Raw genomic sequence first — 21,473 nt, 5'->3', positions numbered from 1 at the left:
TCAGCTAGCTCTGTTCCAGCTTAGAAAGATCTCGCTAATTTGCTGGGGATTTGATGCTTGGCGCCGGGATCGTGCCGCCATTGAGTTCTGCATCCTGGAAGACCGGGCGACCATCCTCAGCGACCTCCCGATCGCGCTTTTCGGTCTTCACTTCGGCTTCCTTGGAGTCTTGTGCAGACTCGGTCTTCTTCTCTGCTTCGGTTGAGGTCTTGCCCACAGTGGTCTTTGGCGTGGAAGATTTTTTGGATTCAGCGTCCGCCTGGGTCCCCTCGCCTTCGCTGACACTGGCACCAGGCAATGGCAGGGTTCCATATTCCTGCTTATTGCCCTTGGCCTTGACGGCATCTTCGGCTTCCTGGGTTACCTTGCCTTCTGAGAGGCTGATCAGACCGGGAGCCCCTGGCGAAACCAGTCCAAGGTCCTTGGCCTTTGCCGCCAAAGCCTGCGGTGCAGCCAGTGACTGGGCTTCCTTGAGCAGGGCCTGGTTCTCTTGGGACAGTGCGCGCTCCTGGTTGCGCAGCGAAACAATGTCGTACTGTCGCTGGGCAACGGAGGTGTTGAGCAGCACCAGGGTGACAATGACGCTGAAGGCCAGCAGCAAGAGAATCGCGGACATCGTAACCATAGAGCGGCGGTTCGATTCCTTGATCCGAGGCACCAAGGAAAGGGTCACTCGCTGACGAGACTCGCCTTTAGGCAATTGGCTGGCAAGCACGGGCTCTGGGCGCAAGGCTCGTGCAGCGCTGCCTTCGACAACTGGCTGGTTGTTCACGGCTGCAATTTTCTGCACGCGACGCGGGGCTCGTTGGCTCATCCTAGCTCCTCTTCAACACTCGCTCCACAGCTCGCAAACGAGCTGAGGCTGCACGGGAATTTTCCGCAATTTCCTGGTCGCTTGGCTTTTCGGTGCCCTTGGTCAGGACCTTGTATTCGGCCTTATGTTCTTCCAGCTCCACCGGGAATCCTGGAGGAGCAGAAGAGGTTGCACCCTGCACAAAGTGCCTCTTAGTGATCTTGTCTTCCAGGGAGTGGTAGCTCATCACGACGACTCGGCCGCCGACATTCAGAGCGCCCATCGCCGCAGGAATTGCGCGCTCCAGCACGTCGAGTTCCTCATTGACTGCGATGCGCAGGGCCTGGAAGGTCCGCTTGGCTGGATGTCCGCCATTTCTGGCGGCGGCGGCAGGAACCACATTCCGAATAATCTCGACAAGTTCCGCCGTCGTCGTAATCCGCGATTTTGCGCGTGCTTCAACGATGGCTGTTGAGATCCGTCCCGCGAATTTCTCTTCACCCCACTGGCGAATGATTCGCAGCAACTCGTCGCGCTCCAAGTCATTAACCAGATCCTCGGCAGTTGGCCCTACCGAGGTGTCCATTCGCATATCCAGCGGAGCGTCATAGGAGTATGCAAAACCACGTTCTCGCTCATCAAGCTGGAGCGAAGAAACCCCGAGGTCAAAAAGCACCCCGTCGACACCGGGAAAACCCAGATCGTCGACGACGTCGGCAATTTCGTCGTATACGGCGTGGACGAGATCGATGCGATCCTCAAAGGGCTTCAGCCGAGCGCCGGCCAGCTCATGAGCTTGCTCGTCACGGTCGAGACCAACGAGGTGGAGGTTGTCGAATCGTTTCAGAATTGCTTCCGAGTGTCCGCCCATTCCTAGGGTGCAGTCCACAACGATTGCCCTACGGCCTTCAGCATTTGCACGCTGAATACCTGGTGCGAGGAGATTGACGCAACGGTCCAGAAGTACTGGAACATGGCGTTCGGATGCTGGTCGCTGGGAATCCTGATTTGGCACTGCGCCCCCTTTCGCTGTTCGATCTGTTGTTGAGATCAGATCCCCCTCCAACCAAGTGGTGGTCCACCCTCTGGCTCCGGGGAAGTGAAGCCAGATGGTTTGCCCCGCTAGGTGGCTGGAGATCTCATCCCAACATCATTTGTTGCTGGATTGAACCTTGGCCTGGCGGCCTCAGTCCTCATCAGTATCGGAGAAAACATCTTCCTGTTCGTCCAAATACTGCTGCCAAGCCTGCGTGTCCCAGATTTCAATGCGGTTACCCGCACCAATAACTGTCACTTCACGGTCAAGGCCGCCGTAAGTGCGAAGCACTTGCGGAATCGTGACGCGTCCCTGCTTGTCCGGAACTTCATCAGAGGCCCCAGAGAGGAACACACGTGCGTAGTCGCGTGCTCGTCGTGAGGTCAAGGATGCCTGCGCTAGTTGTTCGTGCTGGTTCTCGAACTCCCGCTGGCTAAAAACGTAAATGCAACGTTCCTGACCACGAGTAAGCACCAGCCCGTAGGACAACTCATCACGATATTTAGCAGGAAGAATCAGTCGACCCTTCTCGTCAAGTTTCGGCGTGTACGTTCCCAGGAACATGCACACCGCCTTTCCGCGAAGTGGCCGGAACCCCCACTCTTCTCTACTTGCCTCCACTTTACTCCACAAGCCCCCACTGTCAATGCGATTTTGCTGGTTTCGCGAGAGTCTGGAGTTAAAAAATGGCTAAATTTAGCGGTTTCTTGCGCCAACTACCAGTGGAGCGAAAGTAGAGATCACACTCGCATACGAGCTTCGCTTCATGGATTTTTCCTGCGGAACCGGCGGAATCTAGGCAAATCTACGGCCTGTGGTGGGAAGTGGAGGGCCTTGGGGAGGAAAGTGGGGCACGGTTCGCAACGCCGCTGAAAACTGAATCTTGGAATCTCCAGAGAATCCGAATTCCCGGAATGAGGCGTGTCGCGAAGCGTGACCGCCACCGGCGAGAACACCTGGCCCAGGGGCACGGCGAGACCAATCCTGTGCCTGTTTCAATGCCGTCGACTGTCAGAAGCGGGATAGATAGCCAATGCGACTGGAGGTTCTAATCAGAGACAGGCCTTAAAGCAAAAAGAGGTGTAACCCTTGGGCTACACCTCAATGTCTACATGTACGCGTATCAGCTGTCGGACTGATCCCGTTTGCGCTGATTCCATCGTTCTTCAAGGCTAGACATGAACTGTGAATTGCTCTTCGCAGCAGACTTCGCGCCATTACCGGCTGCGCGACCGACTTTTCCTGAGGCTGATTTAGTCAGCGCCAACAGCACGCCACCAAACATAACAGCGAAACCAGCAACCCCGAGGATGATGATGTGCTGCGAGATACCAAAAATCAGACCGGCCAGGCCAATGATGACCAGAAGAATGCCCAGCGCAATGTTTCGCGTAGAAAGGCGCCCTACGTTTGCAGGCCCCTTCATACTAGAGGCGAAGCGACGGTCTTCATGCAACTGCTTTTCAAGCTGCTCCAACAAACGCTGCTCGTGTTCCGATAGCGGCATCGTCTTCTCCTTCCAAAGGCAAACTCGACGGTCGTTCACCGTCTTTAGGTTCAACGCCGAGTCAAGGGAAAAAGTTCCCCGATTCTTATGAGCCTTACTACTAGGATAGTCTCTTTTACGGCCAACCTGCCAGTTGATCTTCACCACTGGTCTCATATACTCACCTGGCTCACAGAATACCTTTACTCCCTCGGTCGCAAAAAACGTGCCGGAGTCACCAACGATTGCGGGAACTTCTGTCCAATGAGGTCAGCCACCCGTTCAGCATCCCTCACCTTCTCATCCTTTGGATCAAGACTCAGCTGCAGTCCAGCGGCGGAATCCTCGAGCCGCTCAGCGCGAACACCAATCAATCGCACGGGCTGGGATAGCGGCAACAACTTCGTCAAGAGCAGCATGGCTGCCTCGCCCACGGTTGCCGAGGAGTCCGTCGCGGCTCCGAGCGCCCTTGAACGCGTCAGACCAGTGAAATCACGATATTTTATTTTCAGCCCGACGCCACCAGCCGCCTTGCCATGATCCCTCAAGCGCTTGGCCACACGGTGGCTCTGGCGCATCAGTTCATCTTCCAGCAACCGCACTTCAGAGATGTCAACGGCGAACGTGTGTTCAGCTGAGATGCTCTTTTCGTCACGGGTTACCTCCACTGGACGTTCATCGATCCCGTTGGCAAGTCGATGCAAGGATCGACCATGCTCCCCCATCCGGTCAATCAATCGTTCTTCGGGCTCGCGTGACAGCTGCCCGACGGTCTCGATACCCAGTGCGTGCAATTGCTGCCCGGTGCGCTTTCCTACACCCCACATTTTGGACACCGGAAGATCCTCGAGGAACTCCTCTGTGCGTTCTGGTGCGATTACGGCCATGCCATCAGGTTTGGCATAAGTGGATGCAAGCTTTGCGATGAATTTGTTCTTGGCGATACCCACGCTCGCTGGCAAACCCATGTTTTTCCGTATGTGCTCTCGAATGGTCCGACCTATTTCCATGGGGCCGCCGAGCATGCGCATGCTTCCAGTGACATCCAAAAATGCTTCATCAACGCTGACTTGCTCGACCAAGGGCGTCAGCGTGCGGAAGTAGGCCATGATTTCCCCAGAAGCCTGAGCATACAAGTGGTGACTCGGTTCAATTATTGTCGCCTCGGGCATAAGTGGAATAGCCTGGCTCATTGGCATCGCAGAGTGGATTCCCCTGGCACGGCAGTCATACGAGGCGGAGAGCACAACGCTTCGCCCTTCGGGGAATCCGACGATGACTGGCTTGCCGACCAATTCGGGACGATTGCGCAGTTCCACCGAAACGAAAAAGGCATCCATATCGACATGCAATACCGCGCGATGCACCATCTATGCCTCCCTGTCCCTAATACAACGAACAACTCCACCATACTCGAATATATGTTCGGATTACACCCTAGTTGCATTTGAGGACCTGCGAAGCGCGATCCCAATCAATCACCGGTAGAGTTGTGTCTAACCAGTCGCACTTACCCGAAGAAATGATTTTGCATGTCGCTGCCTGATTCTGTGCCATCCGTCGAGGCCAAAGCCTTGGAGCTGAGCCAAACGTACACCGTTGAAGTTGCACGGTTGCTAGAAGAATTCTTGGCCACGAAAAGTGTTGAAGTTAGCCACATTACTTCCAGTGCAGTCGAAATCGTCAACGCCATCAGCTCGCTCACCAAGGGCGGAAAGCGTTTGCGTCCGCTCTTTGCTTTCTGGGGATATCTAGGAGCTGGCGGGAACAAGGATTCAACCGACATTGTCCGCCTCGGTGTTGCTTTGGAACTATTCCAGGCGGCTGCGCTGATACACGATGACATCATCGACAATTCGGATACGCGCCGCGGGCAACCTAGCGTGCACAAGCGATTCGAAGCGCAACATCAAAAATTGGGATTAGCGGGAAGCGCCGCGGCATACGGCAGTGCGAGCGCCATTCTGACCGGGGACCTTTGCCTGTCGTTGAGCGAAGAAGCATTCTCCGAAATCGACCATCTTCCTAAAGAGGCGCGCGTCATCTTCAACCAGATGCGAACTCAAGTAATGGCCGGTCAATATCTGGACGTTCTCGAGGAATCAGCCGGCCCAGCCTATGATCCTCGTGAAGCGGTGAAGCGCGCGCGCACCATCGTAAGGTTCAAGTCAGCAAAATACTCCACAGAAAATCCGCTTTTGCTAGGAGGCGCATTAGCCGGAGCTGACGACGAGCTCATGAACAGCTATTCAGCCTTCGCTTTGCCCCTAGGTGAAGCCTTCCAGCTTCGCGACGATGTTCTAGGGGTATTTGGCGACGCAGACGTTACCGGCAAGCCAACCGGTGGAGACCTATTGGAAGGTAAGCGAACCGAGCTCATTGCCCATGCCCTGCTGCTATCCACTCTGGAAGAGCGCAGCTTCATTCAGTCCCGCCTCGGTGCCGCAGATATGTCCGTACAGGAAGTAGAACAGCTCAGCAGCATACTTCGCGATAGCGGCGCCCTCGAAGCAACAGAGAACAGCATCAGCGAACTAACTGAACAATCGCGTCAAGCACTCGAAAAATTGCCAATCGATTCACAGGCTCGTGCCGGGCTCCAACAACTAAGCGACGCCGTCACCAAGCGCACAAAATAGACACAATAATCACCGGTACATAACAACGGGTCTCAACCCCCCGATCACTCGGGGCTAGGTTGAGACCCATTCGTTGTTTTTCAAGCAAAACTCAGCGAAGAAAAGAGCTACCAGGCCAGCGCTTGCGCCCTCCTTCTAATTTCAGTTTTACGTCCGGAACGCAGGGCATTCATCGGCGTACCCGGCAGCGAGTCATCGTCCGTGAACAGCCACGAAATTGACTCTTCGTCGGAATAACCAGCGTCCAATAAGACTGAAAGAGTTCCCTTCAGGCTCTCTACCACCGAGCCGTCTTGGAGAAAATCAGCTGGGATGGAACGGATGTTCCGTTCACCGATTCGCACCGAGATAATTGCACGCTCATCCAGCAAGCGGTGCACGCGGCGAATGTCTACATCTAATTCTTCTGCCAAATCTGGCAGGGTCAGCCACTGGCCGACTAATTCTACGATTTCCTTCACCCATCAAGGTTCCCACAAAATCGGAAACTCCGCAGAAACTTTGGGAAAACTCGCCTCAGCAGTTTCCATGCGCCACATGAGTAGTGTAAATTTCCTTGTATCACTTTGATAACAATTGCATCACAGACAACATTAGGAACGTAAGCCTCTGGTGTTATCTGTGACGCAATGCCCGTTATTTTCACCGTATATATGAGGATCGACTCCATGCCCCACGAATCCAAACATGTCTCGAAGCATGCGTTAGGCGTAGTAGCAGGCGCGGCCATCCCAGCCGCGGTCATTGGTAGCCTCGCGTTGGCACCTGCCGCGCAGGCCGCCCCCGTATCCCTCCCCAAGACCTCAGGCAGCCTGGCTAAGGCGGTCACCCCAGAATCAATCAAGGTCGCCGAAGACCAGATCAAAGCTCATTTGATCGCGTCGCGGGTCTCAACCCTCGGCTTGCCCGCCAAGCGAGATGTCAAGGAAATCAAGATTCCTGCTGGCGCGACTTTGTCGAGCATCGCTGTCGAATACCACACTTCTGTCTCCGAGCTGAAGAAGCTCAACGGGCTCAAGAGCGACGTGATCATTGCGGGCAAGACCCTCAAGGTCTCCGGCAATTCCTCGAGCTCCAAGTCGACCAAGGGCGGCTCCTCAGGAACGACGACCTATACGGTGAAGAACGGCGATACGCTAAGTGCAATCGCCAGCAAGCACAATATGAGCTTGTCTTCGCTGCTGAGCAAGAACGACATCTCGGCAAGCAAGGTCATCTACCCTGGCAATAAGCTCAAGGTCAACGGCTCCAGCACAGATAACAAGGCGCCAAGCTCACATACCAAGAGCAAGGGCTCCTCGTCGGGGTCCGCGACTTACACAGTCAAGTCAGGCGACACGCTAGGCAGCATCGCGGTCAAGCACAATATGAGCCTGTCCTCCCTGCTGAGCAAGAACAACATCTCGGCAAGCAAGGTCATATACCCTGGCGACAAGCTCAAGATCAACGGATCTGCTTCGAAGAACGAGTCCAATGCTTCTGACAAGAAGTCCTCGTCAAACACTTCTAGCTACACCGTCAAGTCAGGCGATACGCTCAGTGGGATTGCGGCCAAGCACCAAATGGGCCTCTCGGAGTTGCTCAAGATCAACAACATCTCCTCGAGCAAGCGCATTTACCCTGGAGACAAGATCAAGGTGTCCGGCGGATCTTCGACGTCGAAGCCGCAGGCCCCAGGCAAGCCCAAGGCTACAACCTCGACTTATACTGTCAAGTCAGGCGATACGCTCGGTGGCATCGCAGTAAAGCACGGCATGTCCTTGAAGTCCCTGTTGGATCTGAACCCTGAGTTCAGCGCTAGCACGCCTTTGAAGATTGGTGCCAAGCTCAAGGTTTCAGGTTCCTCAGTAGCTCCGACTGGTGAGACCAAGAAGGAAAAAATCGGTAACACCTTCGAAGGCCGCACCTACGCTGATCATGTTGTTCGCGATGCCAATGCGAACAAGGATTACCTGGACTCGGTTGATGTCCCAAGCCGTTCCGAAATGCAGGCCCTTATCCGTTCCACCGCCCGGAGCATGGGTGTAGATCCTGCTTTGGCCATGGCACACGCATACCAGGAATCCGGATTCAACATGCGTGCAGTATCACCTGCCAATGCTGTGGGTGTCATGCAGGTACTTCCTAGCACAAGCGACTGGATTGCTTCCCGAATCGGCCAGGACCTCAACGTCTTGAACCCTCGGGACAACGTCACCGCTGGTGTCGCAGTTATTGCCTACAACTTGGACAACACCGATGACCTGGATACCGCCATTGCGGCGTACTACCAGGGTCTCGCTGGCGTCAACAAGAACGGCATGTACGAAGATACCAAGCGATATGTTGCCAGCATCAAGGCACACATGAAGAACTTCCGCTAAGACAACGCAGTGAAGGCGGGGTTAGCACCTAGGTGCTGACCCCGCCTTTAGTCATTTTAAGTCCGTTGTGAACAAGTCACGAGTTTCGACGTTCAAGGTCCAATGGCATGTCGATGACAACCCTGGTGCCACCGCTCTCCCCCGCGTCCCAACGGATTTCGCCAGAGAGCTCGCTCGTGACGAGCGTACGGACAATCTGCAGGCCCAGCCCTTCGCGGCGCGGCTCTGCAGGCAAGCCGTGCCCATCATCTTCGATGACCACTCGCAACCAATCAGTCCGATCCGCACCGAGATAGCGTTCGGCCAGCAACGATACCTCACCGTCACGTTGCGCCAGCCCATGCTCAACCGCATTGGTCACCAGCTCATTAATGACCAGCGACAATGGCGTAGCCAAATCGGCATCGAGCATGCCGAATTCGCCTTCGCGTCGTGTTGATACACGCTGTTCTGGCGAAGCGATTTCCACGATGAGCCGGAATTGGCGATCCATCAGGTCGTCAAACTTCACTGTCTCGTTCAATCCCTTGGACAGGAAATCGTGGACCGAGGCGATGGTCGAGACGCGGCGCATCGCCTGTTCAAGGCCCTGCTTGCCATCTTCGGACTTCATCCGGCGCGACTGCATGCGCAGTAATGCCGCGACAGTCTGCAAGTTGTTCTTGACCCGATGGTGGATCTCTCGAATCGTGGCATCCTTGGTGACGAGTTCTTTTTCTCGCCGACGGAGTTCGGTCACATCGCGGCAGAGCACCAAGGCACCCCAGCGTTTGGATTTGTTGCGCAAGGGGATCGCTCGCAGCGACAAGGTCACACCGCGGTGTTCCACTTCGGTACGCCACGGCATCTTGCCCTGAAGCACCAGGGGAAGCGTCTCATCCACCACACGCCGGTCGCTAACAAGGGCCATGGTGAGGTCGGCCAAGGGCTGGCCTTGGAGCACATCAGCTGCTCCAAGCCGGCGGAATCCTGAAACCGCGTTGGGACTGGCGAATTCCACGGCACCGTCGACGTTCAAGCGTATGAATCCATCCCCCACACGTGGAGCTCCTCGACGGGAACCTGTTGGGCTGGAGAACTCTGGCCATAGACCCTGAGTTCCCATTTGCAGTAGATCGTCCGCGCTCTGCCGGTAGACCAATTCCAAGTTGGACGGGGTGCGAGACTGATTTGGGTCGAAATGCGAGGTGATCACGGCAACCGGGCGGTTTTTACGGACCAGCGGGATCGCCTGGACAGTGGTGAGGCCCATGATGATGTCGTTGCCCGCTTGCTCGGCGGAACGCTGGACCTGCAAGCTTTCCCACGCCCGGTCAACCATGATGCGAAGATCCTTGCGGATTCGCTCTCCCACGAAATCGCTATGGAACGCGGTATGGGATGTGGAAGGGCGAACATGGGCCAAGGCGATATATGAACCATCTCCAGTGGGGAACCACAGTACGAGGTCTGAGAACGCAAGGTCCGAGACCAACTGCCAGTCCCCCACCAGGAGATGGAGCCAGTCCTCATCACCGGGTGCTAGTGCGGCACGTTGACGTAATTCTTCGGTGATGAGGGCCATTGGCGGTGTTTACCTTCTTACGATGGAACGCAACAGGCGAAGTGCCACGGACAGTGAAGCCATGTCGTCGCGTTCGAGGCTGTTTACTTCCTCGAACATAGTCTTCGCACGATCAAGGTTAGCCGCGTTTGCCTCTTCCCACGCAGCAACACGCTCTGCAGGATCCGCAATGTCGCCATGAGCATCCAAGATGTTACCGGTCAGATCCATGATGGTGGTGTACAGGTCATCGCGCATTGCCGCGCGAGCCAGTGCCTGCCAACGGTCCGAACGCGGCAACATGGTGATCCGGTTCAGAAGGCTGTCGACGCCGAACAGATCGTAGAGCACGAAGTACGTCTCGGCGACCTGGACCGGGGCAACCGAAGCACGGTGCACATACTCTGCAATATCCAGCAACGCATAGGACTCGAACTGAGTAGCCCACATGCTGGCACGCAACTCCGGAATGCCGAAGCCCAGGGCTTCGTCGCGCCATTCGTTGAAGCGCACCAGGTCGTTGCCTCGAAGGATCGATGGCAATGACTTGCGCAGCTCGGTCACGGTGTTCTGGAACCGGGTTACGGCCTCGGTGACCAGCAGGGTCTCATCAACACGGTTAATGAACCAGCGCGTGGCCCGATCCAGCAGTCGACGCATGTCGTGGTGCTGGCGACCCCAGTGCTTCAGGCTCGTTCCGGCTGGCTGGGCGTTGATTGCATCGAACTGTCGATCGAAGCCGTACACCTCACGCAACGCGCAGAAGACCTTGGCAATCTGGACCTCGCTGGCGCCGGTCTCTTCCATTGCGCGGAAGACATAGGTAATGCCTCCGACGTTCACAATGTCGTTGGCGATCACCGTTGCGATGATTTCCTTGCGCAGCGGGTGGCTCTCCAACTGATCGCCAAAGCGTTCCACGAGCTTCTCAGGGAAGTAGCGGCGCAGGGTTTCAGCAAAGTACGGATCGTCGGCCAAATCTGATTCTGCCAGGGCATTGGCTAATTGGATCTTGGAGTAGGCAGCCAACACCGACAGTTCCGGCGTTGTCATCGATCCACCTGAGGAGCGGCGTTCCTCCAGCGCCGCGGTGCTTGGCAGGAATTCGAGCTCGCGGTTCAGATCCGCTGCGCTTTCCAGCCATTGCATCAGACGCTCGTAGGCAGGAGCCCACGTCAGCGCGGCATGCTTTTCATTGAGCAAGAGTATGTTCTGCTCAAAGTTGGTTTTCAGAACCAGATCTCCCACATTGTCGGTCATCGACAGCAGGAAATCAGTGCGCTCATCGGCGGTGAGATTGCCAGCGGCAATCTGGCGGTCCACGAAGATCTTGATGTTGACCTCGCGGTCCGAGGTGTCCACACCGGCCGAGTTGTCGATGGCGTCGGTGTTCAACAGGACGCCACGGCGCGCAGCTTCGATACGGCCCAGCTGGGTCATGCCGAGGTTACCGCCCTCGCCAACCACCTTGGCGCGCAAATCCTGCCCGTCGATGCGGATCGCATCGTTCGCGCGGTCGCCTACCTGGCCATGAGTTTCGCTGGAGGCCTTGACGTACGTTCCGATGCCGCCGTTGTACAGGAGGTCAACCGGAGCCGACAAGATCGCCTTCAGCAATTCATTGGGGCTCATCTTGGCGGTGTTCTCCGCCAATCCCAGCACGGCACGAATCTCGGCGCTGATTGGAATCGACTTCAGGCTGCGTGAGTACACGCCACCGCCGGCCGAGATCAGGTCCTTGTTGTAGTCGGCCCAGCTGGAGCGAGGCAGGTCATAGAGGCGTTGGCGCTCGTCAAACGCGACTTGGGCATCAGGATTCGGATCCAGGAAGATATCGCGGTGATCGAAGGCAGCCACGAGCTTGACCGTTGGAGTACGACGCAAGCCGTTGCCAAACACGTCGCCAGACATGTCGCCGACACCTACCGCGGTGAACTCATCGCGCTGGGTGTCGATGCCCAACTGGAAGAAGTGGCGCTTCACGGACTCCCAGGCACCGCGGGCTGTAATGCCCATGCCTTTGTGGTCATAGCCCACGGAGCCTCCGGAGGCAAAGGCATCGCCCAGCCAATGGCCCTTTTCCGCAGAGAGCGAGTTGGCGATGTCGGAGAAGCTGGCGGTGCCCTTATCGGCGGCAACAACTAGGTACGAATCATCACCGTCACGGCGGACGATGTTTTCAGGGGGAACAATGTGCTCGCCGGCTCCGTCCGTGACCATGTTGTCCGTGAGCTGCAAGAGCGTGCGGATGAAGACCTTGTAGGCACCCTTGCCTTCTTCCATCCAGGCAGCGCGATCTTGTGCCGGGTTCGGAAGCTGCTTGGCGTAGAAGCCGCCCTTGGCACCGGTAGGAACGATCACGGAGTTCTTGACCATCTGGGCTTTCACCAGGCCCAGTACTTCGGTGCGGAAATCTTCTCGGCGGTCCGACCAACGCAGCCCGCCTCGGGCCACGGCGCCGAAACGGAAGTGGGTTCCTTCAACACGAGGCGAATAGACCCAAAGCTCGTGCTTGGGGCGCGGGAACGGCGCGAAGTCGATCTCCTCGGGCGCAAGCTTGAAGGCCAAAGCCTGGTGGCCGGTGAAGTAATTGGTGCGCTTGGTGGCTTCGATGACCTTCACGAAACGGCGAAGCAGCGTATCGGCGTCCAGAGTTGGAACAGCTTCCAAGGCCTCGGTGATCTTCGTTTTTGCCTGTTCACGGGCAGCCTCAGATGCTTCAGCGCTGAGTGCAGGATCGAAGGTCGCTTGGAACAGCTCGACGATGCTGTGGGTGACCGAGGCGTTGCCGACCAAGGTGTTGGCGATGAAGCCGGTCGAGTTCGGCACCCCGAGCTGCAGTAGATAGTGGGCGTAGGCACGAAGCATGGCTACCTGCTGCCAGGAAAGGCCTTCGCGCAGCACCAAGGCGTTGAGGCTATCGGATTCCGCCTCATTGCGTACGACGGCGCAGTAGGCTTCAGCCAGCTTGCTTTCGATGTGGCTGAATTCGATCTCCTGGTCGAATTTCAGGCCCATGTCATAGATGTAGCGCTGTCCGACGCCCTCCGGGTTCAGCTGGTAGGGACGCTCGTCGACGACCTGAAGACCGAGATCCTGCAAGACCGGCAAAATACGTGACAGAAGCAGCGGCTGAGTCACGAAGATCTTCATGCGCTTGGACACCGGCGAATCTGCGTCAACCGGGGTTGGGTCGTAGAAGGATACGATCGGGCCGCTGTCAGCAGAGTCATTCAGGCTGGAGAGCAGGTTGATGTCTTTGAGCGCATCTTCAATTTCGAACTGAACTTTGTACGAGGCCGGGAAAGCTTCGGACCACGCGTTCGAAAGGGTGTTGGCGTCGCCTAGTTCCAGGCTTGCTCGCGCGGTATCGACGATGGCGTCCGACCACGAGCGAACTGCCTTGGCAATGCGCTCTTCCAGCGCGGCGTGATCCACTGCAGGAAGCTGGCCATCGCGCTGCAGGCGCAGGCGGTAGAACAAGCGCACCAGTGCGCCGGCACCAAGCTGAGCTTCATACTCAATGGATTCCGCGACGAAGCTGTCCTTGAGTTCCTTTTCGACGCGCAGTCGGACATCCGTCGAGAAACGATCTCGCGGCAAGAACACCATCGCCGTCACGAAGCGGCCGTAGTCGTCGGTGCGCAGGAACACGGAGGTTCGCCGGCGTTCCTGCAGGCGCAGGATGCCCAAGGCGGCCTGGGTCAGATCGTCGACGGAAATCTGGAACATCTCATCACGAGGGTAGGTTTCCAGAATCGTCGTGATGTCTTTGCCCGAGTGGGAGTTCGCGGCAAATCCGGTGTTTTTCAACACGGCTTGGACCTTTTCGCGGACCACAGGTACGGTCTTGACGCTCGAGGTGTAGACGCTTGACGAGAACAGGCCGATGAAACGACGCTCGCCGTTTACCTCGCCATTAGCGTCAAAGCTCTTCACGCCGACGTAGTCCAAGTACACGCCACGGTGCACCGTTGAGCGGGCGTTGGCCTTGGTGATGATCAGTGCGCTCTTGTCGCGAGCGGTAATGCGACCGCGCTTGGTCAGGTGCTGTGGCCCCTGCGTTGCCAAGTCGCGCATGAGTCCCAGGCCGCTGCCGGCGCGTGCTACCAGGACATCTTCGCCATTGACGGATTCCAGATCATATTCTCGGTAGCCAAGGAAGGTGAATTGTCCGTCCGCCATCCAGTCCAGCAATTCCGCAGCTTGGGGAAGCTCGGCAATCTGCTCTGCATGCGCGGTCTGTGGCAAGGTGCGTGCGATGTCCTTGGCGCGGTCGAGCATTGACGGCCAGTCCTTGACGGCAATGCGCACATCGCCCAGGACACTGTACAGGCGCTCTACGAATTCCTCCGCCTGTTCGTCGCTTAGCTCGCGTGCAAGCTCAACGGAAATCCACGATTCAACGTGAGTTTCGGTTCCTGCGGAAATGAGCGTGCTCAGATCCGACAGGGCCGCGGTGTCGCCGCTTGCCACGTGCTGCAGACCGGCGTGGCTGATCTTCACGATCTCGCCCGTCTCGGCTTTGCGTGAAACCACGAACGTTGGGTGCACTACCAGCTGGATCGGTGAATTAAGCCGCACCAATGCAGCGGTGACTGAGTCAACCAAAAACGGCATGTCATCGGTGACAATGTGCACCACCGAGATTCCGTTGTTTCGCGTAATCGCGACGTTGGGGCTTTCCGCTTCGCGTTCGTAGCCGATTTCTAGGTGTGCAGCCACGCGGGACTCGAGTTCGTCTGGCCGGTAGGCCGCCACGTCCTCAGTCGCAATTTGGCTATAGTACTCGCTCACCAATTTTGGGGTGAGAGTCGCATCCATGAATGATTCTGACATGCTGGATTCCGACGAGTTCAACTGAACGCCTCCAAGAACAAAGTTCGATGGACCCGCGCCGTTGCGGGTCACTAGTCTAGTCAACCCTACCCGTTTTTTACGCCTTCAGTTCATGCCGACTTGCTAAAACGACGACTAACCCGTTTCTTGGGTAGATTCGAAGATTTTATGCCGGCCAAGGAACGTATTTCCATACGCAATGAACTTCTGGGAGCTATCTCGAGTAAAGGGCTCCCTGCTAACACTGACGCACTGCATACCGCGCTGTCATTAGGCAGAAAGCCAACGACGTCGTGCATCGGACCAAAGCGATCCCAAGCTTCGATAAGTCTGCGCTTCGGGCTTCTTCCGCTACGGGAAACGCTGACTCTGTTGAAGATGATTTTCGGTTGTAGATCAGCATGGGATTCTTCAAGTTCATCGATAGCTCGAAGGGCTCGTGGAATGCCGACGCTATCTGATTGCACCACCATGAAAATATCATCCGAGCAGCGCAGCATCTCAACCGTCACGGCATTGCGTTGCGGTGCTTGGGTGTCAAAGCTTAACTGCTCATCCAATGCGATATGCGGTGCGACGTCCAAGACAACCAAATCGTAATGGTCCTTGAACGCCAGAGTCGCTCGACGCAGTGCGGACGGCCTGACTTCTGGCCAACGGCTCGATCGGGGAATCCCGGTGCCCACCCGGATGATTGTGTCCCCTACTTGGACTAGCGAGCACGCTGCGTTAAGGCGGCTAATGTCGGCGCTTCCGGAATCCATGATGCGACAAATTTGCGCTACGGACGCTGACTCATCCATCAGGCCAAGTTGAATAGAGATCGACGCAGCGTACGTGTCGGCATCCAGCAAGACAACGGATCTGCCTGCGGCCGCCGCCTCGACGGCAAAGTTCAGAGCAACTGTGCTGCGTCCTGGAGACCCCGGAGCACTCCAGAAGGAAACTATCTTCCCCTTGTCCCTTGGTTCGAGATCTGCCGTCTCACGATCAGCCTTTTCCGGGTTCCCTTCTGGCAGTTTCAGGGATCGAACGGTTGCCGTGATTCGTTGTTCCAAGTCGGACATGGCGATATCGGCCGGAAGCTGCAGCACCTCGGGCATCGGACTGATAGCAGCCGAGCCATCGAGCAAATATACAACTGCAGTGCCCTGACTCAACAGTTCATCAACCTGTTCCATGAGTGGAACTTGTTGAGCATCGGCGATCAGAAGCACTTCCGCGCCAGCCGTTAGACAGGCTGCAACCGCTTCTGCGATTTCGGAACAGACTCTGGTGACGATCAGTTCGCCTTGATAGCTCTCAATTTGGCGAACCATGGATTCCTGTTCATCCAACAGGACTACGGAGATACTCATTATTCAGCTCCAGCAGGGTTGTAAATCACGATAATCCGGGAATCATTTGCCAGTGCTTGCAACAGTGGTTCCAGCTGGTTCGGCTCCACTAGCAGTTCAAGATTGGTGCCTTGCCGGTTGACTAGTCCGCCTCCACTTTCTACACGCGCTGCGACCTCGACCATCGAAGAGAGCTTTTCCGGAACACCGTATGTGTTTCCGCCTGATTCACGTTTAGCGATCCATACGTCAACGAAGCTTCCCGGTCCGATGGATGAAGTTAGGTCCGCTGGCAGTTCGATATTGATGGGTCGACGCGATCCAAGTTCGCTATGCGTCACCGAGGTTACCGGGATCAATTCTCCTGCGCTGATGAAGGTGTTGGCTCGTGCCAGCTCATCCAAGCCTGATTCCGGGTGGAGGTATCGACTGGCCGTCTCGCCGAGCTGAACCTCTTGAGTTTTCATGTTCTCCGACGTGAGCTGCTCGCCGAGGGTGATGTTGGAGCGGGCCACATAAACGGTGGTTGTTTCATGCATTTCGCCGACGAGGTACATGGTTCCGGCCACTGATGCGACAACGAGGACCGTGCCCAGCGCCAAACGTGGATCCTTCCATCCTGGACGCCTGATTCTCGAAGCTTTTGCCGCTGCTGCCCCTTGGACGCCTTGCTCACTCATCGAGGCCCATCCTTCCACCGGGAAATGTGCTTATGGATGGTGAGCCTACGACAAGTTACTCCGGTAGAAAAGACCCGTTTACTAGGTGTGGATTAATTTAGCGTCGTCGCGACGACCCAGCCTATGGATCCCAGCGGAATCATCCGCTGCGCCGACGGCTCGCTGGAACGCACATACTCATCACGCTGGTGCGTTGAAATGACCAAAAAATCCTTGGCAGCTTGGTCCAAAGTTCCTTCCGCAATCGGTAGTCCATTAATTCCGTAGATTTGGCAGAGGGACCTGTCCCTCAGCATTCCGCGGATAACCGCCGAAAATCGAATTGCCCTACCTTGTGTACTTCTTGCAGCAGCTGGTCTAGTGGCGGCAGGCAAGGCAATGGATTCGACGGCTTGATATCGAATAACCCATTGGGAGAGGTCTGTTTCCAGGCAAAAGTAATCTTCAGCGCAAGGACCCAGCCGCGCGCGGATCTCTGTGCTGCCGGCCAGCTTGACTGAAAGTTCACACCCGTGAAAACGCGACAAACTTTCACTCAGTTCAGCAGCTGCCCGCTCAATCCGAGTATTCTCAGCGATTTCATCTCGAAGTTGAGCGCGGCTTTGTTCGGCAAGTTGAGCCTCAAGATCATCAAAGAGTGAATCCCAGCGCATGTGCCAACTGTACGAGACAAACTCTTGTTCCAACAGGTCTTCACAAAAACACTTCTAAGTGTCATTATCTTTATCAAATAGCATCAAATGCTATGAAACTACACCTAAGGAAGTGTTAGCGATAATGAAGATGCGCACACAGATCACGCTCGTCCTCTTCACGAGCGCGTGCTTCGTCATCATTTATGTGGGAATAAGTTCAATCCTCGATTTCGTCTCCACGGCAAAGTCCGGCGTGGAACCGGCAGAGTACATCAAATTCCTGGCCAGCATTTCGGCCTTTTTCCTCGCTGCCTTGCTAGTGGTACGCGTGGCAGCTGCAAAAACGCTAGCCTGGGCGGCACAGCATGAGCACCGACAGGTCCTCGGGTTTTTCCATAGGATTGCGCCGCGGTTCACCCGGCGGATCCTCAGCTCCATCGTTGGCACTTCGATTGCGCTCTCTGCCACCGTGGCGGCAAACGCCGGTGGAACAATTCCGGAGGCCGGCCTTGAGAACGCATATGCCGCTGAGCGCGGGAGCTTGCCAGGGGCAACAGAGGCAACTCAGCGAACTGTCCCCAACGCCCAATGGTTTCCTGAGCAGGTCTCCGTGCCGCTAGGCCGGCTGGTCTCTTCAAGTGCACAGCCGAAGCAGGAACATCGAAGAACCACCACTGAGGTGGTTGTGGCCCAAGGCGAGAACTTATGGAGCATCTCCGCAAGGCTTCTCGGCGCGCAGGCAACAGCAGAGGAGATTTCCGTTTATTGGCCACAGATCTACCAAGCCAATCGCCAAGCCATTGGTCCGGATCCCAACCATTTGGAGGTCGGAACGGTTCTCGTCCTTCCCCCAGCCGAATAACTGGCACCCCATCTCACGCGTCACCGAATCAAGGAGTCATCATCATGAGTACCATCACCATCAGCGCACGTTCCACGGCAGCTCTCCCTGTCCCCCGTTCAACGGAATGGACTTCCCGCGAATCATCCGGGGCTGGGGCACCCTGCGAAGCTCCAGCACACCTGCGAAGGGCGTTGGACCACATATTTCATCGTTCGGAGGTTTGCCGTTCCGAGCACCGGGCTGTCGTGGAAATTACCCATTCCGTGGCGCGCGCAGTTTTCGAAATAGTTGCCGGGTATCGAAGCGTGAGCCAGCTGGCCTTTGTTATGGAACCAAATTGCATCGCCAAGCTACAGCGCCGAGCTCTGCTGGAGACGGCGCAATATACCCTGGAACCGGTGCCCGGCACCACACATGGCCAAATACTATCGTTGCATTTGGACCGCTGCCTATCCGGCAGTTGGGAGTGCACCGCCATCCTCGGCTTTAAAAGCCGCGTCCGTGCCGTGGCTCTCAAGATTGAGCCATGGCACGGACGTTGGCAAGTCACCGACGTGGAACTTATCTAGTTCCGCTTGGCCTTCTTTTTCTTCCTGGTGTTGGTTGCCTGTGCACGCGTGGTGCTGGCTTCCCCATCTTCGTCTGGCCCGGTGAACTGGAGGTTCTTCGGCTTCGCGGATTCATCGATCACTGGAGCGTCAGCGGCAGCCGCCGAACCCGATGGAATGTCCAGGTTGAACAGCGCGCCGATGCTTTCTTCGCGGATGCCTTCCATCATGGTCTGGAACATCGTGAAGCCCTCGCGCTGGTATTCCACCAGCGGGTCACGCTGCGCCATGGCACGCAAGCCAATGCCTTCCTTGAGGTAGTCCATCTCGTACAGGTGCTCTTGCCACTTGCGCCCGATCGTGGACAGTACAACGCGCCGTTCGAGATCACGCATGGTGGATGAACCAACCAGCTTCTCGCGCTCCTCGTACTGGTACTTAGCATCAGAATGGATCTCGCGCTCCAGGAACTGCGCCGAGAGGTGGCCCACGCCGCCAGCTTCCTCTACAACTTCATCGAGCGTGATGCCAATCGGGTACAGCTGCTTGAGGTTGGTCCACAGCTGCTTGAGCTCCCACTCGTCCGGGTTTCCCACCTGAGTCGCTTCCAAGACCATGGCCTTGACGACATCTTCCAAGAAGTGTCCGACCTTCTCTTCCAGATCGCCGCCTTCCAGGATGGCACGGCGATCCGCGTAGATCGCCTCGCGCTGGCGGTTCATCACGTCATCGTATTTCAGCACGTTTTTGCGCTGTTCCGCGTTGACGCCTTCCACCTGGGCCTGGGCCGACTCGATGGCTCGGGAAACCATCTTGGACTCCAACGCCACGTCTTCTGGCATCGAAGGATTGTTCATGATGCGCTCGGCCATGCCGGAATTAAAGCGGCGCATCAGGTCATCGGTCATCGACAGGTAGAAGCGGGACTCGCCCGGGTCGCCCTGACGGCCAGCACGACCACGCAGCTGGTTATCGATTCGGCGTGATTCGTGACGCTCGGTGCCAAGGACATACAGGCCGCCAAGCTCGGCGACCTCCTTGGCTTCCTTGGCTACGGTTTCCTTGGCCTTGGCAAAGACCTCGTCCCAGACCTTGTTGTACTCTTCTGGGTTGTTCTCCGCGTTCAGCCCGCGGCGCTCCATCTCGGCCACTGCCAGGAATTCTGCGTTGCCACCGAGCATGATGTCAGTACCGCGACCAGCCATGTTGGTCGAAACGGTCACGCCGTTCTTCCGACCGGCCATGGCGACAACGGCAGCTTCGCGGGCGTGCTGCTTGGCGTTCAGCACCTCGTGGCGGATGCCCTTCTTCGAGAGCAGCCGCGAGAGGTATTCGCTCTTCTCCACGCTGGTGGTACCCACCAGAATGGGCTGGCCGGTAGCGTGGCGTTCAGCGATGTCATCGACGACTGCGTTGAACTTTGCGACTTCGTTCTTGTAGATGTAGTCGGACTGGTCTTTGCGGATTGCCGGCTTGTTCGTCGGGATTTCGACAACGCCCAATTTGTAGGTGCCCATGAACTCGGCGGCCTCAGTCTGCGCGGTACCGGTCATGCCAGAGATCTTCTCGTACATGCGGAAGTAGTTCTGCAAGGTGATCGTGGCCAACGTCTGGTTTTCGGCCTTGATGGTCACGCTTTCCTTGGCTTCAATAGCCTGGTGCATGCCTTCGGAGTAGCGGCGTCCTTGTAGGGCACGGCCGGTGTGCTCATCAACGATCATGACTTCGCCGTTGACTACAACGTAGTCCTTGTCCTTCTTGAATAGCTCCTTGGCCTTGATGGCATTGTTCAGGAAACCGATCAGTGGGGTGTTATTGGCTTCGTAGAGGTTATCGATGCCGAGGTAATCCTCGACCTTTTCGATACCGGCTTCTAGCACGCCAATGGTGCGCTTCTTTTCGTCGACCTCGTAGTCGTCCTCGCGCTTGAGACGGGAGACAATCTTGGAGAATTCGGTGTACCAGCGGTTGACATCGCCGGAGGCCTGGCCCGAAATAATCAACGGGGTACGGGCTTCATCGATCAGAATCGAGTCGACCTCATCGACAATGACGAAGTTGTGGCCGCGCTGGACCAGTTCTTCCTTGCTCCACGCCATGTTGTCGCGCAGATAGTCGAAACCGAACTCGTTGTTCGTGCCGTAAGTAATATCATCTTCGTACTGCTTGCGGCGCTCATCTGGCTTCATATTTGCCAGGATGCAACCGCAGCTCAGGCCCAGGAAACGGAACACTCGGCCCATCAGGTCAGACTGGTACTGGGCCAGGAAGTCGTTGGTGGTAACCACGTGCACCCCCTTGCCAGTGAGGGCGTTGAGGTAGGCCGGCGCCGTGGCAACCAGGGTCTTACCTTCACCGGTGCGCATTTCAGCGATATTGCCCAGGTGCAGCGCTGCACCACCCATGAGCTGGACGTCGAAGTGGCGCATGCCCAAAACGCGGTCGGAAGCCTCGCGGACCACGGCAAACGCTTCGGGGAGCAGATCATCGAGCGTCTCGCCGTTAGCCAAACGTTCGCGGAACTTGTCGGTTTCGCCCTTGAGCTCTTCGTCTGAAAGTTCGCGAATTTCGACTTCCAACGTATTGATCGTGTCGGCGTACTTACGAAGAGTTTTTAGAGTCTTCTTGTCGCCGGTACGCAAAATACGTTCTAGCAATGATGCCACGTGGTAGCTCCCAATATCTCAAGCACAGTATTTTCTGGCGTCTTTAGTCTACGTGAGGAATTCA

16 protein-coding genes are annotated in these 21,473 nt (G+C 56.5%); 4 read left to right on the top strand and 12 right to left on the bottom strand.

Features of this window, described 5'->3' with window-relative positions; all coding sequences use genetic code 11:
• Positions 1–34: 34 nt before the first annotated feature.
• The 5 genes from ACT7DV_RS12815 to dinB form a co-directional block, all read right to left on the bottom strand.
• A complete protein-coding gene (locus ACT7DV_RS12815) occupies positions 35–814 on the bottom strand; it encodes a hypothetical protein (RefSeq protein WP_444663065.1) in 780 nt (259 codons plus the stop codon).
• 1 nt (position 815) lies between these two features.
• On the bottom strand, positions 816–1,808 hold the full coding sequence (gene rsmH / locus ACT7DV_RS12810) for a 16S rRNA (cytosine(1402)-N(4))-methyltransferase RsmH (RefSeq protein WP_444663063.1): 993 nt from the start codon (positions 1,806–1,808) through the stop codon (positions 816–818).
• Between the two features lie 171 nt (positions 1,809–1,979).
• Complete coding sequence (mraZ, locus tag ACT7DV_RS12805) at positions 1,980–2,393, bottom strand: division/cell wall cluster transcriptional repressor MraZ (RefSeq protein ID WP_444663061.1); 414 nt, start codon at positions 2,391–2,393, stop codon at positions 1,980–1,982.
• Between the two features lie 559 nt (positions 2,394–2,952).
• On the bottom strand, positions 2,953–3,336 hold the full coding sequence (locus tag ACT7DV_RS12800) for a DUF3040 domain-containing protein (RefSeq protein WP_444663059.1): 384 nt from the start codon (positions 3,334–3,336) through the stop codon (positions 2,953–2,955).
• A 182-nt stretch (positions 3,337–3,518) separates the two neighbouring features.
• Positions 3,519–4,685 (bottom strand): DNA polymerase IV, encoded by a 1,167-nt coding sequence (gene dinB / locus ACT7DV_RS12795; RefSeq protein WP_444663057.1) that lies wholly within the window; start codon positions 4,683–4,685, stop codon positions 3,519–3,521.
• A 162-nt stretch (positions 4,686–4,847) separates the two neighbouring features.
• Here dinB and ACT7DV_RS12790 point away from each other — a divergent pair, with 162 nt between their 5' ends.
• On the top strand, positions 4,848–5,954 hold the full coding sequence (locus ACT7DV_RS12790; protein ID WP_444663055.1) for a polyprenyl synthetase family protein: 1,107 nt from the start codon (positions 4,848–4,850) through the stop codon (positions 5,952–5,954).
• 107 nt (positions 5,955–6,061) lie between these two features.
• On the opposite strand, the gene ACT7DV_RS12785 is transcribed toward ACT7DV_RS12790, so the two are convergent.
• Entirely contained in the window at positions 6,062–6,415 is a 354-nt protein-coding gene (locus tag ACT7DV_RS12785; protein WP_444663053.1) for an Rv2175c family DNA-binding protein, read from the bottom strand.
• A gap of 207 nt (positions 6,416–6,622) precedes the next feature.
• Between ACT7DV_RS12785 and ACT7DV_RS12780 the strand changes: the two genes are divergently transcribed.
• Positions 6,623–8,317 (top strand): LysM peptidoglycan-binding domain-containing protein, encoded by a 1,695-nt coding sequence (locus ACT7DV_RS12780; protein ID WP_444663051.1) that lies wholly within the window; start codon positions 6,623–6,625, stop codon positions 8,315–8,317.
• Positions 8,318–8,393: 76 nt separating this feature from the next.
• Here ACT7DV_RS12780 and ACT7DV_RS12775 read toward each other — a convergent pair whose 3' ends face one another.
• The 5 genes from ACT7DV_RS12775 to ACT7DV_RS12755 form a co-directional block, all read right to left on the bottom strand.
• Positions 8,394–9,881 (bottom strand): sensor histidine kinase, encoded by a 1,488-nt coding sequence (locus ACT7DV_RS12775; RefSeq protein WP_060701993.1) that lies wholly within the window; start codon positions 9,879–9,881, stop codon positions 8,394–8,396.
• Positions 9,882–9,890: 9 nt separating this feature from the next.
• Complete coding sequence (locus ACT7DV_RS12770; protein ID WP_444663049.1) at positions 9,891–14,699, bottom strand: NAD-glutamate dehydrogenase; 4,809 nt, start codon at positions 14,697–14,699, stop codon at positions 9,891–9,893.
• A 110-nt stretch (positions 14,700–14,809) separates the two neighbouring features.
• On the bottom strand, positions 14,810–16,057 hold the full coding sequence (locus ACT7DV_RS12765) for an AAA family ATPase (RefSeq protein ID WP_444663047.1): 1,248 nt from the start codon (positions 16,055–16,057) through the stop codon (positions 14,810–14,812).
• The gene (locus ACT7DV_RS12760; protein ID WP_444663045.1) at positions 16,057–16,716 is read right to left on the bottom strand and encodes a hypothetical protein; all 660 of its coding nucleotides are present in this window, start codon (positions 16,714–16,716) and stop codon (positions 16,057–16,059) included. Before ACT7DV_RS12760 ends, ACT7DV_RS12765 begins: the two co-directional genes overlap by 1 nt.
• Before the next feature lie 92 nt (positions 16,717–16,808).
• Positions 16,809–17,369 (bottom strand): hypothetical protein, encoded by a 561-nt coding sequence (locus ACT7DV_RS12755; protein WP_444663043.1) that lies wholly within the window; start codon positions 17,367–17,369, stop codon positions 16,809–16,811.
• A 124-nt stretch (positions 17,370–17,493) separates the two neighbouring features.
• Here ACT7DV_RS12755 and ACT7DV_RS12750 point away from each other — a divergent pair, with 124 nt between their 5' ends.
• The gene (locus ACT7DV_RS12750) at positions 17,494–18,213 is read left to right on the top strand and encodes a LysM peptidoglycan-binding domain-containing protein (RefSeq protein WP_444663041.1); all 720 of its coding nucleotides are present in this window, start codon (positions 17,494–17,496) and stop codon (positions 18,211–18,213) included.
• Positions 18,214–18,257: 44 nt separating this feature from the next.
• Entirely contained in the window at positions 18,258–18,764 is a 507-nt protein-coding gene (locus ACT7DV_RS12745) for an Rv3235 family protein (protein WP_444663039.1), read from the top strand.
• Here ACT7DV_RS12745 and secA read toward each other — a convergent pair.
• Positions 18,761–21,409 (bottom strand): preprotein translocase subunit SecA, encoded by a 2,649-nt coding sequence (gene secA, locus ACT7DV_RS12740; protein WP_444663037.1) that lies wholly within the window; start codon positions 21,407–21,409, stop codon positions 18,761–18,763. The genes ACT7DV_RS12745 and secA overlap by 4 nt on opposite strands.
• Positions 21,410–21,473: the final 64 nt, after the last annotated feature.

It is taken from the genome of Glutamicibacter sp. TV12E, assembly GCF_052441935.1.
Taxonomy (GTDB): Bacteria; Actinomycetota; Actinomycetes; order Actinomycetales; family Micrococcaceae; genus Glutamicibacter.
The sequence above is the reverse complement of the archived record's forward strand: the minus strand, read 5'-3'. Positions and strand labels throughout refer to the sequence as shown.